At 57.8% G+C, this 16,340-nt stretch carries 14 protein-coding genes; 7 read left to right on the top strand and 7 right to left on the bottom strand.

Going from position 1 to position 16,340, the window contains the following annotated elements; genetic code table 11:
* Positions 1–33: 33 nt before the first annotated feature.
* Genes Q8K08_RS20675 through Q8K08_RS20690 form a run of 4 tightly spaced genes read left to right on the top strand, consistent with a single transcriptional unit; the run spans position 34 to position 4,189 of the window.
* Positions 34–906 (top strand): carbohydrate ABC transporter permease, encoded by an 873-nt coding sequence (locus tag Q8K08_RS20675; RefSeq protein WP_304802928.1) that lies wholly within the window; start codon positions 34–36, stop codon positions 904–906.
* A gap of 1 nt (position 907) precedes the next feature.
* Positions 908–1,738 carry a carbohydrate ABC transporter permease gene (locus Q8K08_RS20680; protein WP_304802926.1) on the top strand — a complete coding sequence of 277 codons (831 nt, stop codon included), beginning with the start codon at positions 908–910 and terminating at the stop codon, positions 1,736–1,738.
* Between the two features lie 7 nt (positions 1,739–1,745).
* Positions 1,746–2,744, top strand: a complete 999-nt coding sequence (locus Q8K08_RS20685) for an ABC transporter ATP-binding protein (protein WP_304802924.1) — start codon at positions 1,746–1,748, stop codon at positions 2,742–2,744.
* Positions 2,741–4,189 (top strand): mannitol dehydrogenase family protein, encoded by a 1,449-nt coding sequence (locus Q8K08_RS20690; protein WP_305251590.1) that lies wholly within the window; start codon positions 2,741–2,743, stop codon positions 4,187–4,189. Before Q8K08_RS20685 ends, Q8K08_RS20690 begins: the two co-directional genes overlap by 4 nt.
* Here the strand turns inward: Q8K08_RS20690 and Q8K08_RS20695 are convergent.
* The 6 genes from Q8K08_RS20695 to cysQ form a co-directional block, all read right to left on the bottom strand.
* On the bottom strand, positions 4,186–5,556 hold the full coding sequence (locus Q8K08_RS20695; RefSeq protein ID WP_322573526.1) for a nodulation protein NodH: 1,371 nt from the start codon (positions 5,554–5,556) through the stop codon (positions 4,186–4,188). The genes Q8K08_RS20690 and Q8K08_RS20695 overlap by 4 nt on opposite strands.
* A 27-nt stretch (positions 5,557–5,583) precedes the next feature.
* Positions 5,584–7,281 carry a beta-1,6-N-acetylglucosaminyltransferase gene (locus Q8K08_RS20700; RefSeq protein ID WP_305251592.1) on the bottom strand — a complete coding sequence of 566 codons (1,698 nt, stop codon included), beginning with the start codon at positions 7,279–7,281 and terminating at the stop codon, positions 5,584–5,586.
* Between the two features lie 13 nt (positions 7,282–7,294).
* Positions 7,295–8,305, bottom strand: coding sequence for a glycosyltransferase family 2 protein (locus Q8K08_RS20705; RefSeq protein WP_304796604.1), 1,011 nt, complete (start codon positions 8,303–8,305; stop codon positions 7,295–7,297).
* A gap of 180 nt (positions 8,306–8,485) precedes the next feature.
* Complete coding sequence (locus Q8K08_RS20710) at positions 8,486–9,532, bottom strand: glycosyltransferase family 2 protein (protein WP_370654089.1); 1,047 nt, start codon at positions 9,530–9,532, stop codon at positions 8,486–8,488.
* Positions 9,533–9,543: 11 nt separating this feature from the next.
* A complete protein-coding gene (galU, locus tag Q8K08_RS20715) occupies positions 9,544–10,437 on the bottom strand; it encodes a UTP--glucose-1-phosphate uridylyltransferase GalU (RefSeq protein WP_305251593.1) in 894 nt (297 codons plus the stop codon).
* A gap of 128 nt (positions 10,438–10,565) precedes the next feature.
* Complete coding sequence (gene cysQ, locus Q8K08_RS20720; protein WP_304804509.1) at positions 10,566–11,393, bottom strand: 3'(2'),5'-bisphosphate nucleotidase CysQ; 828 nt, start codon at positions 11,391–11,393, stop codon at positions 10,566–10,568.
* A gap of 143 nt (positions 11,394–11,536) precedes the next feature.
* On the opposite strand from cysQ, the gene Q8K08_RS20725 reads away from it, so the two are divergent.
* Positions 11,537–12,358, top strand: coding sequence for an ABC transporter permease (locus Q8K08_RS20725; RefSeq protein ID WP_304804504.1), 822 nt, complete (start codon positions 11,537–11,539; stop codon positions 12,356–12,358).
* Positions 12,355–12,960 carry a COG3650 family protein gene (locus tag Q8K08_RS20730; RefSeq protein WP_305251594.1) on the top strand — a complete coding sequence of 202 codons (606 nt, stop codon included), beginning with the start codon at positions 12,355–12,357 and terminating at the stop codon, positions 12,958–12,960. Before Q8K08_RS20725 ends, Q8K08_RS20730 begins: the two co-directional genes overlap by 4 nt.
* A 42-nt stretch (positions 12,961–13,002) precedes the next feature.
* Here the strand turns inward: Q8K08_RS20730 and Q8K08_RS20735 are convergent, their stop codons facing one another.
* Complete coding sequence (locus Q8K08_RS20735) at positions 13,003–14,124, bottom strand: hypothetical protein (RefSeq protein WP_304804499.1); 1,122 nt, start codon at positions 14,122–14,124, stop codon at positions 13,003–13,005.
* A 288-nt stretch (positions 14,125–14,412) separates the two neighbouring features.
* On the opposite strand from Q8K08_RS20735, the gene dnaK reads away from it, so the two are divergent.
* Positions 14,413–16,320 carry a molecular chaperone DnaK gene (gene dnaK, locus Q8K08_RS20740; protein ID WP_305251595.1) on the top strand — a complete coding sequence of 636 codons (1,908 nt, stop codon included), beginning with the start codon at positions 14,413–14,415 and terminating at the stop codon, positions 16,318–16,320.
* The last annotated feature ends 20 nt before the right edge of the window (positions 16,321–16,340 follow it).

A 16,340-nucleotide genomic window follows, 5' to 3' on the forward strand; every position in this document is an offset into this window, starting at 1 on the left:
CCCCTTCCCACCTTCCCGACAAGGACCAAGCCGATGGCAACCGCCCATTCCCGGACTGCTGCGCGCCTGATGCTGTCACCCGCCGTCATCCTGCTGCTTTTGTGGATGATCGTGCCGCTGGGTATGACGCTGTATTTCAGTTTCCTGCGTTACAACCTGTTGATGCCGGGGATGGAGACATTCGTCGGGTTTGAGAACTACTACTACTTTGTGAACCAGCCCGCCTTCTGGTCGGCTCTGTCCAACACGCTGATCCTTGTGTTGGGCGTTTTGTGCATCACGGTGGTAGGCGGCATTCTGCTGGCGCTGCTGCTGGATCAGCCATTCTGGGGTCAGGGCATTGTGCGGGTGCTGGTGATTGCGCCGTTCTTTGTGATGCCCACTGTGTCCGCGCTGGTGTGGAAAAACATGTTCATGAACCCCGTGAATGGCATGTTCGCCCACATGGCCAAATCACTAGGCCTGCAACCGTTTGATTTCCTGTCCCATGCGCCGCTTGCCTCGATCATCCTGATTGTTGCGTGGCAATGGCTGCCCTTTGCCACTCTGATCCTGCTGACCGCATTGCAAAGCCTTGACCGAGAGCAGCAAGAGGCCGCCGAAATGGATGGCGCAGGCTGGTTGCCGCGGTTTGTCTACCTGACCGTGCCGCATCTGACCCGGTCGATTACGGTCGTCATCCTGATCCAGACCATCTTCCTGCTGTCGGTCTTTGCCGAGATTCTTGTGACCACCAACGGAGGTCCCGGCACAGCGTCGACCAACCTCACCTACCTCGTCTATGCGCAATCACTGCTGAATTACGATGTGGGCGGCGGATCGGCTGGCGGCATTATCGCAGTCATTCTGGCCAATATCGTTGCGATCTTCCTGATGCGGATGATCGGCAAGAATCTGGAGGCATAAGATGGCCCGCAAAGCCTCAAACACCCGCAAAGCGGTTGTCACCATAGCTGCCTGGAGTATCGGTTTCCTGATCTTCTTTCCGATCCTGTGGATCATCATTCTGGGCTTCAAATCCGAAGGCGACGCGATCAAGACTCCGCTGCAAGTGCTGTTCAGCTCATGGACTTTGGACAGCTATTATGACGTGCAGGCCCGGTCGAACTATGCGCGGCACTTCTGGAACTCGGTGATCCTGTCAGTCGGGTCTACGGTTCTTGCGCTGGCCATCGCCATTCCGGCGGCGTGGTCGATGGCCTTTGTGCCCGGCAAGCGCACCAAAGACCTGCTGATGTGGATGCTGTCCACCAAGATGATGCCCGCCGTGGGCGTGCTGGTGCCGATGTATCTCTTGTTCCGCGACTTTGGCCTGCTCGACAGCCGTATCGGGCTGGTGGGCGTGTTGACCCTGATCAACCTGCCGATCGTGGTCTGGATGCTCTATACCTACTTCAAGGAAATCCCCGGCGAGATTCTGGAAGCAGCGCGCATGGACGGCGCAAGCCTGAAATCCGAAATCCTCTATGTGCTGACACCTATGGCAGTGCCGGGCATCGCGTCAACCATGCTGCTGAACATCATCCTCGCGTGGAATGAAGCGTTCTGGACCCTGCAACTGACCACGTCACAAGCCGCCCCGCTTACCCAGTTCATCGCCAGTTATTCATCACCAGAAGGGCTGTTTTACGCAAAACTTTCGGCGGCCAGCACCATGGCCATCGCACCGATCCTGATCCTTGGCTGGTTCAGTCAAAAGCAACTCGTCCGCGGCCTGACCTTTGGCGCGGTTAAGTGAGGACCACATGGGCAAGATAACACTCAATCAAGTGCGCAAATCCTTTGGCGAAGTGGATGTCATCCCCGGCATTGACCTGACCATCAATGAGGGTGAGTTCGTGGTCTTTGTGGGGCCATCAGGCTGCGGAAAATCGACCCTGTTGCGGCTGATTGCCGGGCTGGAGGATACATCGGGCGGGATCATTCAGATTGACGGGATGGACGCCACAGATCTGCCACCAGCCAAGCGGCGGCTGGCGATGGTGTTCCAGTCCTACGCTTTGTATCCGCATATGTCAGTGCGCAAGAACATCGCATTCCCGCTGAAAATGGCAGGCATGGACGCCGCCGAACAGGACAAGCGGGTGAACCATGCCGCCAAGATCCTGAACCTTGGCGCCTATCTTGATCGCCGCCCCGGCCAGTTGTCGGGCGGCCAGCGGCAACGGGTTGCCATTGGCCGCGCCATCGTGCGCGAACCGGCAGCCTTTCTGTTTGACGAACCGCTGTCCAACCTTGATGCCGCCCTGCGCGTGTCGATGCGGCAGGAAATCAGCGAACTGCACCAGACCCTCAAAACCACGATGATCTATGTGACCCATGATCAGGTCGAGGCGATGACGATGGCTGACAAGATCGTGGTGCTGAATGCCGGGCGCATCGAACAGGTCGGCAGCCCGATGGACCTGTATCGCAGCCCCGCCAACCTGTTTGTGGCAGGCTTCATCGGCAGCCCCAAGATGAACCTGATCGACGGGGCAGAGGCCGCAAAGCACGACGCCACCACCATCGGCATCCGGCCCGAACACATTACCATCGGCGGCGATGGCCCGTGGGAAGGTGTGGTCGGCCTGTCAGAACATCTTGGCTCCGACACATTCCTCAAGGTAAACGCAGGTGCCCTTGGCACGCTGACCGTGCGCGCCAGCGGCGAGGTGATGATGCACCACGGCGACACCATTCGCATGGCACCGCAGCCCGGTAAGATCCTGCGGTTTGGCGCAGATGGAAATGCCCTGGCATGAAGACCCCGCCCAACCCCGTCGCCACGCCAACCTATGACCGTGCAGCACTTACCCCCGGCATCGTGCATATCGGGCTTGGCAATTTTCACCGCGCACATATGGCGGTATATCTGGACGACCTGATGACCATGGGTCTTGCGCAAGACTGGGCCATTCTGGGCGCAGGAGTGCGGAGCGGCGATGCGCAAATGCGCGATGCGCTGCTGGCGCAAGACTGCCTGTCAACGATCATAGAGCTTGACCCAAAGGGCAGAACCGCCCGCCGAGTCGGCGCAATGACCGGGTTTATTGCCGTGCAGCCGGACAATGCCGCACTGATCGCAGCAATGACCGATCCCGCCATCCGGATCGTCAGCATGACCGTGACCGAAGGCGGCTACTTCATCGACGCCGCCACCGGGCAATTCGACACTGACGCCGCCGAAATTGCCCATGATGCAGCCCATCCCGCAACGCCGAAAACCGCCTTTGGCGCAATCCTTGCCGCATTGAAAGCGCGCCGCGCTGCGGGCGTGGCCCCCTTTACGGTGATGAGCTGCGATAACCTGCCGGGCAATGGCCATGTTACGCAATCGGCGATCACCGGTCTTGCCCGTCTGTCTGACCCCGGTTTCGCCGATTGGATTCTGGCCAATGTGGCCTTTCCCAACGGCATGGTAGACCGCATCACCCCCGCCACCGGCCCCCGCGAACGTGCCATGGCGGCAGAGTTCGGCCTTGGCGATGACCCGGTGCCGGTCACCTGCGAACCGTTCCGCCAATGGGTGCTGGAAGATCACTTCCCCACAGGCCGCCCCGCGTGGGAAAAGGTGGGCGTGACCTTCACCGATGATGTGCATGCCTATGAGGCCATGAAAATCCGCATCCTCAACGGCGGCCACGCCACCATCGCCTATCCCGGCGGGCTGATGGATGTCGAATATGTGCATGAATCCATAGCCAATCCGCTGATCAGCCGCTTTCTTGACAAGGTAGAACGTGAAGAGATCATCCCCTATGTCGCGCCCGTCCTCAACACTGATCTGCATGCCTATTACGACCTGATCCGCGCACGGTTTTCCAACCCGGAAATTGCCGATACCCTACGCCGCCTGTGCCTTGACGGGTCAAACCGACAGCCAAAGTTCATCATTCCGTCTTTGCGCGATGCCTTGGCGGCCGGTGGGTCAATCGAAGGTCTGGCCTTGGTCTCGGCCCTGTGGTGCCGCTATTGCGCGGGCACCACCGACAGCGGCACGCCTATTGAACCGAACGACCCCGATTGGGACAATCTGCACCGCCTGTCACTGGCCGCAAAATCCGACCCCTCGGTCTGGACCCGACAAAAGACGATCTATGGCGAAGCAGGGTCTGACCCGCGCTTTGCCGCCGCCTTTGCAACTGCACTGAATGCACTTTGGGCGAATGGCACGGCAAAGACGCTGTCGCGCTATCTGGGCGATTAACCGCGCCAGTCGGAAAAGCCAAAAGCCACATAGTCGCGCGCGTAAGCCTCGCGCATGGCGGTCTCAACCTCGGCATCATAGATGTCGGCCAAGGGTTTGAACCCGTGAACGGGTGCGGTGGGAAGGTCCGGGGCCTCTTGCCCGACCTCTGCCGCCAGAAAGGCCAGACCCTCGGCCAAGCGATCCTCACGCAGCACCAGATCGGGGCCTTGGAACGTGGCAAACCCTTGCAAGACAGCCACCTGACTGGCCCAATGCGCATCAACCCGCGCGCTTGTCTGCCCCGACAGATTCAGCCTGACCCATTTCAGAAAGCTGATAAACCCAGCCCGATGGCCCGCAGTATCGGCATAATCCGTGCCAGACGGGGGCAGGTCAAATTTGTGGATCTTGACCATCTGCTCGCGGATCTGGGCAAAGCTGCCCGAAAGGATCTGTGTGCAAAATGCGTCATGCGCGCGGGCAACAGGATGCCGCAACACGGTAAACGACCTGTGCCCCGGTCGCGATTTTTTCCATTGCCGCAAGGTCTTTTGCGCAAAGTCGCCCTCAACCTCGCCAAAACCCTTCAGCCATTCCGCCACCTGCGCCACCGGCCCGCCCCGCACGGGCATGTAAAGCAAGCCTGCCCGGCGCGCGGCCAAGAACTGCGGCACCATCGGCGCGCGCCGCGGCTCAAAATTCGGCGTGCGTGCCAGATTGAACCGATCCAGCCGCGCAAGCGCCCGCTCCATCTCATCCGGATTCAGAACCTTTTGCGTAATTTCTTCGGGGTTTTGCTTTTTCAGGCTGTCATCAAGACCCGCCAACCCATCCACACCCAGAAACCCGGCTAGACCGTTCAGCACATCCAGATCGTTGATGTCTTCATAGTCGATGTAGAACGCCGTCTGCCCGCTGACCTGCAAGGCATGCATCAGCTGCACCTGAAACTCTTGCAACGCGCTCACATGCGCTTCGAACTCAGCCGCGTCAAAACGAACCTGCGCGGTCTTCAGGTTCTTGGCGTTGGTCAGTTTCCACTGCCCGGTTTCCTGCGCGATTTTCCAGCTGACATAGCTTTCAATCGGGTTGCGGGTCAGGATGATCTTAGCGCATTGCGGGTCATCCAGCACCGGCTGCACCACGCGCGGATCGTGGTCGTGAAAGTATCGAAACCCCGCAATTCCCTTGGTCTGCGCCCGCATCGCGCGCACCAGCGCCATCGGATCAGCCTCACGGTCTGTCATGGAAAAACCAAACAGGCTGGTTTGATCCTTCTTGCCGATGAAATGCGGGTTGAACACCTCACCATGGCACAGAACGCCGGGCATGGCGTTCAGATTAGCTTCCAGAAAATTCGACCCCGTCCGCATTTCTGCAAACATAACGAAGCTATCAAAGCGCTTGGACACTCACTTCACCAGATAGGGGCGCCCGCGGCGCGTGGATTTGGTCGCCGGGTCGTCGCCCACTGGAAAATCACCCATCAACACCGGCTGCATGCCCTGATTGCGCAGGTTTTGCAGGAACTGGCCAAAGCCTGTCAGATCGGCCATCCGTGGCGCTTCGGTCAGTCGGCGACCTTGGCGGGGGCCGATTTCATCAATGATCGTCTGCAAAGGCTCCATCGGGTTCTCGATGAAATCGGCCAAAGACCAGACCCGCACCCGCGCCTTGGCATAGGGCGAACGCAGCACATTCAGGAACTCTTGCTCGATCTTCTGCAACCGTGCCGCTTCGCGTCGGATATCGCTGAAATTCTGATTGGAGTGGAACAAAGGCACCGCCCAGGCACCCGAGATCACCGAAATCTGCGCATTGCCATCCAGCGACATGAACCAGTTCAACTTTTGCGTATCGGCCGGGCCAAACTGAAAACACTGCCGCTCCCCGCGCGTGTTCCAGATCAAGCTGGTCAGAAAGCTTTTCGGGTTATAGTCGCGCACCTTTGCACTGTCACACAAGGCACCGTTATAAACCGACTCTCCCCCGGCAAAATACACGCGATCAGGCGCGAACAAATGGCCGTGGACGCGGGTTCCGCTGGCTTTTGATAGCCATATCTCAAAATTCTCAAACACATCGGCAAAACCGCAGAACACCGAATACGGCCCTGCAGTTCGCCCGTTTTCGAAGTTCTCATTCGGAAAGCGGCTTTGCATGTACAAACCGGGCCGCCCTTTGGTCCGCCGCTCTACCGCTTTTGCGAACAGCCGGTCGATCTTGCCGGGGTTGGGTTCGGCGGCGGCCTGACGGCTGCGGTCATCCGACAGGAACGCGCCATACAGCTTGACCGCATCGGGCCAGATCTTGCGCGCGACAAAACAATCTGACCGGCGCAACAATTGCAGGTGGTCATCGTAGAAAATATGCGGCTTGCCCTGAAAATCGAACTTCGACAGCGTCAGCGACCGACTTTCCACCGTGCTGGACACCTGCCGCACAAGCGTTTGAAAATAGCTCTCATCCGGGATCCAGACCTTTTGGAAATACCGGTCAATCTTGGCTCGCTCGGGGTGCTCCAGAATGGCCGACAGGGTCTGCCTGGTCAGACACCACCATTGGCTGCCCAGATGCGGTACCAGTTCGGCGGGAATCTTACGACGAAATCTGACCATGCGTTGCAGTTTGACGTAAGTATCAAACCACCACTTCTGTTTGCGCCAGCTGAACGGAAACCGCAGGGTGAACCGTTCAAAATCAAGGCCGCCGATGGTCCAGCCAACATCTTCGGTGGTCACGCTTTCGATGAAATCAGTCTTGGGCCTCTCATCCAGATAGGTGCGCAATTCCTCAACCGGGCGCAGCGGCAGGCACGACCCTGATGCAAGGTAGACATGCCGCACATCGGAAAAGTCGCGCAGCATCAGGGTCGCGGCCTCTTGGCTGGCCGCCACGATGCCCCAGGTGCCCCATTCACACGCATGACGGCCCGAAAACCGCACATTGGGCAAATCTGCCAGATCGGCGACCAACTGACCATATGGCTTAGATGCAACCCGGCGATCCACATGAACAACAACAGGACAACCACGCTCGGCCCAGTGCCGTGCGATCTGGGCAGCACGATCCAGTGCCGTATGGCACAGCATCACAAAGCCAACTGTCATGGCTGCAAACCCATCATGCCCAGTTTCCTTTGGACATCAGACCAAGAATCTCAAGCTGACGCCAGTTGATATATTTCTCGCTCCATTTGCACCACACTTCGGGGTGGTTCGACAGCCCCGCCTGATACGCCTTATATTCCGCGCTGCCGGCATAATGTTGACCGCGCTTCAATTCTTCTTCGGCCTTGGCGGCGAATGTGTCCAGAAATTTGGCGTGCAGCAACACGCCAGACGCCTTTTCGCCACCCCATTCATCAAAGGCAAGGTTCAGCCCACGCGGCAACATCATGTGCGTCGAGCTGATATAGGCATACGAGCGGTGCCACTTCACCAGCGGAATCTTGTTCAGCGCCGGGGCCTTCTTGGGCGCTTCGTCAAAGAAAATCCGCGTGCGCGGGCCGCCCTGAATCCACAGATTGCCATAGGCCGGGTTGCGGCTGATCTGATAATTCCCAGAGTCAAACCATTGCGCGATTTCAAACGGATCCTGCCCCTCACGATAGGCTTGATCAGTGATCGGGCCTTTTGGATACATGTCCAGCAACAGCGCCGAAAACGTGCGGATCTGGGTTGTATCCAACCAGTCGGTCAACGCACGGATCGGCCGCGTTTCGCAAAACGGGTACACAAAAAACTCATCCGGGTCGACGGTCAGACACCAATGCCCGTGACCGTAACGCCGCAGCAGATGGCTGATCCAGTCCATCCCGAACCGGCTTTTCTTATAGCCCGCCTCGGTCCGCCAAAGCGATACATCAGGCTGATCCCGCAGATATTCAAAAGACCCGTCAGTGGACCCGTTATCGACAATAAAAAAGTGGTTCACGCCCAGATCGCGGTAGTAGCGCAAGAAATAGGGCAGGCGGATCTTTTCGTTGCGCAGGGTGGTGAAGGCAAAGATCGCATCATCTTTTTGCCTTGAGGAACGGTCAGCCACCAATGTCAGATCACGCCGACTGGCCCATGCCCGGATGAGCAGCCGCCTGCGGTGCCAACGTAGCCGATAGGAAGACAACAAACCCAAGATAGCGACCCGATCCTTGACGACACCGAAAACCACAACAGCAAATGAGCGTTAACGAAAGCTGACCCTGATCACCGACCACACGTCATTTGCCCACATTCTACAGACCACGCTAGTCAATTGATGCCAAACAGTAAACAATTTGACCTGTTTGCGCCAGACAGACCTTGAAAGTCGCGCTCAGATCCATCCGCCGCGCGACATCAGGCCCAGCGCCTCTAACCGCCGCCAACTGCTCAGACGTTCAGACGCAGCGCAATGCAGCACTGGATCAGACATAACACTGTCGTAATACCCCTCATACAGCGCACTATTGGCAAAATGCTGTTGGCGGGTCTTTTCCTCGGCCGATTTGGAAATGATCTCGGGCAGGAACTTCGTATGAAGCAGCAACCCCGAAATTTGCTCGCCGCCATCCCGTGCATAGACCGCATTCATCCGAGGCGGCAGCATGGAATGGGTAGAGTTTACATAGGCAAAACGCCAGTCCCATCGCACCAGCGGAATCTTGTTCAGCGTCGGCGCACGTCGCGGCTCGGTTTCAAAGAACAGCCGCGCGCGCGGGCCGCCCTGAATCCAAAGATTGCCCATGCGGTCCTGAACCTGCACAGCATAATTTCCCGCATCAAACCAGCGCATGACCGTCAGCGGATCACCCCCTGCAGCGATTTCCGCCTCAGACAACGGCCCTTCGGGATACAGGTCCAGCATCATGGCCCCCATGGCCTCCAAGCCCTGATCGTCCAGCCACCCCGTCAGCGCGGGCAGATTGCGGGTTTCCCAATAGGGGTAGATCAGCAGCTCATCCGCATCCAGCGTCAGGCACCAATGCCCGTGGCCATGACGCATCTGCAACCAGGTCACCCAGTCCAACCCAAAGCGCGACAGCTTGTAGCTGGCCTTTGTGGTCCATAAAGACACATCCGCCTGCGCCGCCAGATAGTCGCGGGTGCCATCAGTGCTGTCGTTCTCGACGATCAGAAAGTGATCGACCCCCAGCTTTCGGTGATGGTCCAGAAAATGCGGCAGCCGCAGCATTTCATTCCGCACGGTCATAAAGCACAGGATGTCGCCGCGATGAATGGTGCCGCTGCGGTCTTTGACAACGCGCAGCGCATGACGGCTGCGAAACGATCGCCAAAGGTGCCGCCGGCGCCGCATCCGCAAACCATAGGCCTGTGCCGCCGAAGACACGAACGCCGACAGCTTCTGGACAGGGCCTTTCACTCTGGCCTGCCTTATTGTGCGGCTTTCTGAAGCGCGACCATATCGTTCAGATAGGCGCTGAATTCGTCACGTAAATCAGGCCGCGCCAGACCAAAGGCCACCGTTGCCTGCAAAAAGCCGGCTTTCGATCCGCAATCATAGCGCTGACCACGGAAGCGGTAGCCATAGACCTTGCCTTTGCCGATTTCCTCGGCAATCGCGTCGGTAAGCTGAATTTCACCGCCCACGCCTTGCTTGATCTTGTTCAGATTGTTCAGAACATCCGGCGACAGGATATACCGCCCGATCACCGCAAGGTTCGACGGCGCGGTGCCCAGCGGCGGTTTTTCCACCATCCCCTTGGCCTCAACGATCGAGCCCATGTCATTGCCGATGTCCAGCACACCATAGGACGACGCCTTTTCCGGGGCGACCTCCATCGCGGCGACCATGTTGCCACCGGTTTCGGCGTAAGCCTCAACCATCTGTTGCAAACAGGGCTTTTCCGCTGCGATCACGTCATCGGGCAACAGCACGGCAAAAGGCTCATTCCCGATCAGACGGCGCGCGCACCACACCGCATGCCCCAGACCCTGAGGCCGGTTCTGCCGGATATAGGCAATCGCGCCAGAATCCATGTTGGTGTCTTTCAACACCTCCAGCAACTGCTCCTTGCCCGCCTTGCGCAGGGCAGATTCCAGTTCGGGGGCCACGTCAAAGTAATCTTCCAGCGCCGACTTTCCGCGACTGGTAACAAAGATGAACTCCTTGATCCCGGCAGCACGCGCTTCATCGATGGCATACTGGATCAAAGGGCGGTCAACCAAAGTCATGATTTCTTTGGGGATCGACTTTGTGGCCGGCAGAAATCGCGTTCCAAGCCCAGCGACTGGAAAGACGGCCTTTAAAACCTTTTTTTGCTTCATCTCACTCGCTCTTTGCAGTTGCCCGTCGCATCGACGAGCCATTGAAATAGCCTTAACACGAACATTTGACCAAAAAATGGCAAGTATGGCTCGTTGCAAGCATCCGTTCAAAAATGTCTGAAAAGACCCTACGCGCTGGACGCCACTTTGCGCAACACGACTCCGGGCGCATAGGCAATGAAGAACGGATTGTCCCAGCCGGATTTTCCATATTGCAGTGGAGCATGGTCATCAAACCGGATGACCTCACCACCAGCACCGCGCAGAACGGCATGGCCAGCGGCAGTATCCCATTCCATCGTGCGGCCCAGACGCGGGTAAAGATCTGCCTCGCCCGTCGCGATCAGACAGAACTTCAGACTGCTGCCCGCGCTGGTCATATCCTTGACGGAATACTGCCCGATATAGGAATCGGTCACCGCATCCCGGTGCGACTTCGACGCCACCACCATCAGCTTTGCATTGTCAGGTGTCGGGTTCACAGCAATTGGCACAAGCTGACCTACCTGCCCGTCCACATGCTTGTCCTGCCCTGTGCAAATCAGCTCTTCAACGGCCTCGCCTGAAGCAAGCGTATAGAAAAGCCGCCCCTTGGCCGGGGCATAGACGATCCCGCGCAGCGGCTCTCCCTTTTCGACATAGGCGATATTCACCGTGAAATCGCCACGCCGCTGCACAAATTCCTTTGTGCCATCCAGCGGATCGACAATCAGGAAGGTGCTGGCCGTCAATGCATGGCTATCGGCCTGTTCCTCGGTGATCAGAACCACATCCGGGAACGCCGCACGCAGACCAGCCGAGATAATGGCATCCGCCGCCTCATCCGCCTCGGTGACCGGGCTGGCATCGCTTTTTGACTTCACGTCAAAATCCGGGCCTTCGTAGACGGCCATGATCTTGTCGCCCGCCTCCAGCGCCAGACGTCGCATCACCTGTGTCAAAGCGTCAAAATCCACATCGGCCTCCATTTTGCGCCGCTTGCGGCACGACAGTTGCTTAAAACCCAAGCTGGCCTTATCATCGGCGCAAAGGAAACATCAAGATTTCCTCTGGTATGGTAAGGGGTTCCAGCCGTAACCCTCAAGAGGACAGGGCAGAAATGTTCCGACCCGCGGTCAGAAAGTCACCGGCCAGCAGCGCCTTTGCGATGCTGGAGCTTATTTTTCATTCCACCGTCCGGTCCATCCGGCGGACACATGGCAATGCGGTGATTGGGCTTTTGCTCAACATCATGCAAACACTTGTCATGGTCGTGGTGTTCTACGTCATGTTCGATCTGCTGGGTCTGCGGGGCAACGCCATTCGTGGTGATTTTCTGCTCTATGTGATGTCGGGCATCTTCATGTTCATGACCCATACAAAGGCCGTCGGCGCGGTCGTGGGGGCTGACGGGCCGACCTCGCCCATGATGAAGCATTCGCCGATGAATCCGATCATCGCCATCGCGGCGGCAGCCATCGGGGCGCTTTACACTCAGGTGCTGTCAGCAGGGGTGATCCTGTTCATCTATCACGCAGCCTTTACCCCGATCACCTTTTTCGACCCGGTCGGAGCATTCGCAATGCTGTTGCTGGCATGGGGCACGGGCGTTGCCATCGGCATGGTGTTCAAGGCAGCAATGCCCTGGCAGCCAGAATTTTTTGGAATCTTTTCATCGATCTACCAGCGCGCAAATATGATCGCATCGGGCAAGATGTTCGTCGCCAACATGATGCCAACCTATATTCTGGCCTACTTTGACTGGAACCCGTTGTTTCACATCATCGATCAGGCACGCGGCTTTGTTTTCCTGAACTATAACCCGCATTACAGCTCTATCAAATATCCGGTGACCTGCATGATCATCTGCATCGTGATCGGACTTATGGGCGAATTTTACACCCGCAAACACGCATCCAGCAGTTGGGGGGCCAAAAGATGACCCGGGGTTTCTTGCTTCTGTCAGCTGTCCTGTGGCCCGGATTGGCCTTGGCGCAAATCTTTCCGTCCAGCTATTCGGTCAAGGGCGTTTCAGCCAATGATGTGCTCAATATCCGCGCCGAACCTTCGGCAACAGCAGACATCATGGACGAAATCGGTCCCTATAGCCTGAATATCGAAGTGCTGAACCTGTCGCCTGACGGCAGATGGGGTCGCGTTGGCTTGCCCGAAGGAAATGGGTGGGTATCCATGGCGTTTCTTGACCTGATCGAACCCGACGACCGTTATATAGTGCAGCGCCCGCTGTCTTGCATGGGGACAGAACCCTTTTGGTCCGTCAGCCTGTATCCTCGTGGCGCCGAGTATAACTCGCCCGATACAGGCGCGGTGCCGATGACCGTCACACACGAAGCCGTCGCGCCAGAGGGGTTTTTCGTTCAACTTGAAGAGGGCCCGACGCTGAACCGCAATCTGGTGATCACACGCGAAGCCTGCTCCGATGGCATGTCAGACCGCGCTTTTGGCTTTGCCACCCGCATGTTTACCGAAGCGCCGGATGGCAATTCTGCACTGCAAGGGTGCTGCACGCTGGATCACCGGTAACGCAGCGGGGGCAAGATTGCTCTGCCCCCGCCCTTGATTGGCTTACAAGCTATAACGCAAAATGGCCGCCAGCGCACCCTTACCGGGGATGTCGTCTTTGCGCACCGCAACCACAGACCCGCCAGCCACAATGACCCGGCCTGCGATCTCATCGACAACGCCCATGTTTGCCGCAGTCGATTCCTTGTCAAAGGTCACGGCACCCGTGGTTTCATCCACCGATCCGGGCAGCACGCCATCAATATCGACGAAAAGCGTATCAACGGCACCAAAGGTCGCCGCCCTGGCCACGTCCGCCACATCCGTCAACGAACGGCCTTCACCTGACAGGGCCTCAAACCGTTCATGCAACGACGCAATCAACTTGGCCTGCACCGCATCCAGAACCGGGCGCGCTCCGGTGGCAAGCTCGGCTGGGGTCATCCGCATCGGGCTGGTCTTGATCGCATCTTCTGCAATGTGGTCATGCGTCGTGACAGTGCGGAACATCGACAGCAGCGGATCGGTCGCCGCAATAATTAGCGGCTCATCCCGCCCCGCAAGCACCGGGCGCAGCGCATCGTCAATCTTGCGGCAATACGACCGCAGCAGCGCATTCTGGCCCTCAGAGCCACCGGTCCGCTTGGAATAGCTGCGCGAATTGACATTCGACGTGCCAGCAGCCGAAGCCGCATCTTTCGGCATGTCCGGCACGCGCACCTCAATCGGCGGCAGATCGGCAAACACTTCGATCAAACGCACCTCATTTTCTGCCAAAGCCAGCACAAAAGCGTGGTTTTGCCCCGAAACAGACCGCAGCAGCGGTTTGATGAAATAGCGGTCTCCCACCTGGACCATTTCGGTCAGATGGTTGGGCAGGCGATAGGTACGCAAACGGTCGGGGCTGACGAAAACGGCCAGACTGTTGGCCTGTTTTGCCCAGAAATCATCATCATCAAGCAGATCGTTGATCTGTTCCGAAATCGGCCAGATCGTCCGCTTTGCGGTGCCAACGGCTTCCAGCTGCGCCTCTGCGTCTTTCAACAGATTGCCCAGCGTGGTGCGGGCCTGTCCGATATGCTGCGTCTCTGGCGTGGTCGGAATAAAGAATGACACCAGTGCATCCCCCCTCGCCGCAATCAGTTTGTCGATTTGCGCCTTGGTTGGAATGTCCACATAAAGCATTAGCACGTCCTTTTCATTTCAACTGTCATATCCCACAACGCCCACCAGCAGCGCAGGTTCCCACTGCCCCCGATCAACGCGCGGCAACACTAGCAGCATTACAGGACACGTATAAGAAAAATTCGTAACACTGCATGCTGTGACCCCGTTGCAGGCAAAATGCACGCCACCTATATACAGCACGCAACGGTAATTCGGGATGAACCGGATTTACTGCACGCTCCATGGGCAAGGGTGCCGCGCATCGGGCCCGCGCCAAGACCATCGCCTGTAGAAAGGGATCAAAACATGGCCAAAGTCATCGGTATCGACCTTGGAACAACCAACTCTTGCGTCGCCATCATGGATGGGTCGCAACCTCGCGTCATTGAAAACTCCGAAGGCGCGCGCACGACGCCGTCGATCGTAGCGTTCACAGAGACGGAACGTCTTGTCGGTCAGGCCGCCAAACGGCAGGCTGTCACCAACGCCAGCAACACCATTTTTGCGGTCAAGCGCCTGATTGGCCGCCGCTTTGATGATCCGGTGATCCTCAAAGATCAAAAGAACATGCCTTACAAGGTCGTCAACGGCGGCAATGGCGACGCATGGGTCGAAGTGCGCGGCGACAAATACTCGCCCAGCCAGGTGTCGGCCTTCATCCTGCAAAAGATGAAAGAAACCGCCGAGGCATACTTGGGTGAAACCGTCACCCAGGCTGTCATCACCGTGCCCGCCTATTTCAACGACGCCCAGCGTCAGGCCACCAAAGACGCAGGCAAAATCGCCGGGTTGGAGGTGCTGCGCATCATCAACGAACCGACCGCCGCCGCACTGGCCTATGGTCTGGACAAGAAAGAAACCAAAACCATCGCGGTCTATGACCTTGGTGGCGGCACATTCGACATCACCATCCTGGAAATCGACGACGGGTTGTTTGAGGTCAAATCCACCAATGGCGATACCTTCCTTGGCGGCGAAGACTTCGACATGCGCATCGTGTCCTATCTGGCTGACGAGTTCAAAAAGGAACACGGCGTTGACCTGACGCTGGACAAGATGGCCCTTCAGCGGCTGAAAGAGGCGGCAGAAAAGGCCAAGATCGAACTGTCGTCTTCCAGCCAGACCGAAATCAACCAGCCGTTCATCTCGATGGACAAAAACACCGGCCAGCCGCTGCACCTTGTGGTCAAGCTGACCCGTGCGAAACTGGAACAGCTGGTCGATGATCTGGTCAAACGCTCGATGAAACCGTGCAAGGACGCGCTCAAAGACGCTGGCCTTTCGGTTGGCGACATTGACGAAGTGGTTCTTGTCGGCGGCATGACCCGTATGCCCCGCGTGATCGAAGAAGTGACCAAATTCTTTGGCAAAGAGCCGAACAAGGGCGTCAACCCTGATGAAGTCGTCGCCGCTGGCGCCGCGATTCAGGCTGGCGTTCTGCAAGGCGACGTCAAGGATGTGGTTCTGCTGGACGTGACCCCGCTTTCCTTGGGCATCGAAACCCTCGGCGGCGTGTTCACCCGCCTGATCGACCGCAACACCACGATCCCGACCAAAAAGTCGCAAATCTTCTCGACCGCCGAAGACAACCAGAACGCCGTGACGATCCGGGTGTTCCAGGGTGAACGTGAAATGGCCGCAGATAACAAGATGCTGGGCCAGTTCAACCTTGAAAACATCCCGCCCGCCCCGCGCGGTCTGCCGCAGATCGAGGTGACATTCGATATCGACGCCAACGGCATCGTGTCGGTGAAAGCCAAGGACAAAGGCACCAACAAGGAACAGGCCATCACCATTCAGGCCTCAGGCGGCCTGTCGGATGAAGACATCGAAAAGATGGTCCGCGACGCCGAAGCCAATGCCGAGGCCGACAAGGAACGCCGCGATCTGGTGGAAACCCGCAATCAGGGCGAAAGCCTCCTGCATTCGACCCAAAAGTCGATCAAGGAACACGCTGACAAGGTTGACCCGACCACGGTTGAAGCCATCGAACTTGCCATGCAGCCGCTTGAAGAAGCGCTGAAAGGTGAAGACGCTGGCAAAATCCGCTCGGGTATCCAGAACCTGACCGAAGCCGCGATGAAGCTGGGCGAAGCGATCTACAAGGCCAGCCAATCCGAAGGCGAAGGCGCCGATCCTGACCGCCCGCGCGACGTTGACGAAGATATCGTCGATGCCGACTTCGAGGATTTGGGCGAAAACAAGCGGAAGTAAGACCGCAGAAACGGAACAGG

Source organism: Pseudotabrizicola sp. (assembly GCF_030684215.1).
Lineage (GTDB): Bacteria > Pseudomonadota > Alphaproteobacteria > Rhodobacterales > Rhodobacteraceae > Pseudotabrizicola.

Excerpts from the sequence above, each read along its gene's own strand:
- Q8K08_RS20675 (WP_304802928.1), top strand. The coding sequence starts at position 34 with ATGGCAACCGCCCATTCCCGGACTGCTGCGCGCCTGATGCTGTCACCC.
- Q8K08_RS20680 (WP_304802926.1), top strand. The coding sequence starts at position 908 with ATGGCCCGCAAAGCCTCAAACACCCGCAAAGCGGTTGTCACCATAGCT.
- Q8K08_RS20685 (WP_304802924.1), top strand. The coding sequence starts at position 1,746 with ATGGGCAAGATAACACTCAATCAAGTGCGCAAATCCTTTGGCGAAGTG.
- Q8K08_RS20690 (WP_305251590.1), top strand. The coding sequence starts at position 2,741 with ATGAAGACCCCGCCCAACCCCGTCGCCACGCCAACCTATGACCGTGCA.
- Q8K08_RS20695 (WP_322573526.1), bottom strand. The coding sequence starts at position 5,556 with ATGTTTGCAGAAATGCGGACGGGGTCGAATTTTCTGGAAGCTAATCTG.
- Q8K08_RS20700 (WP_305251592.1), bottom strand. The coding sequence starts at position 7,281 with ATGACAGTTGGCTTTGTGATGCTGTGCCATACGGCACTGGATCGTGCT.
- galU (WP_305251593.1), bottom strand. The coding sequence starts at position 10,437 with ATGAAGCAAAAAAAGGTTTTAAAGGCCGTCTTTCCAGTCGCTGGGCTT.
- Q8K08_RS20725 (WP_304804504.1), top strand. The coding sequence starts at position 11,537 with ATGTTCCGACCCGCGGTCAGAAAGTCACCGGCCAGCAGCGCCTTTGCG.
- Q8K08_RS20730 (WP_305251594.1), top strand. The coding sequence starts at position 12,355 with ATGACCCGGGGTTTCTTGCTTCTGTCAGCTGTCCTGTGGCCCGGATTG.
- Q8K08_RS20735 (WP_304804499.1), bottom strand. The coding sequence starts at position 14,124 with ATGCTTTATGTGGACATTCCAACCAAGGCGCAAATCGACAAACTGATT.
- dnaK (WP_305251595.1), top strand. The coding sequence starts at position 14,413 with ATGGCCAAAGTCATCGGTATCGACCTTGGAACAACCAACTCTTGCGTC.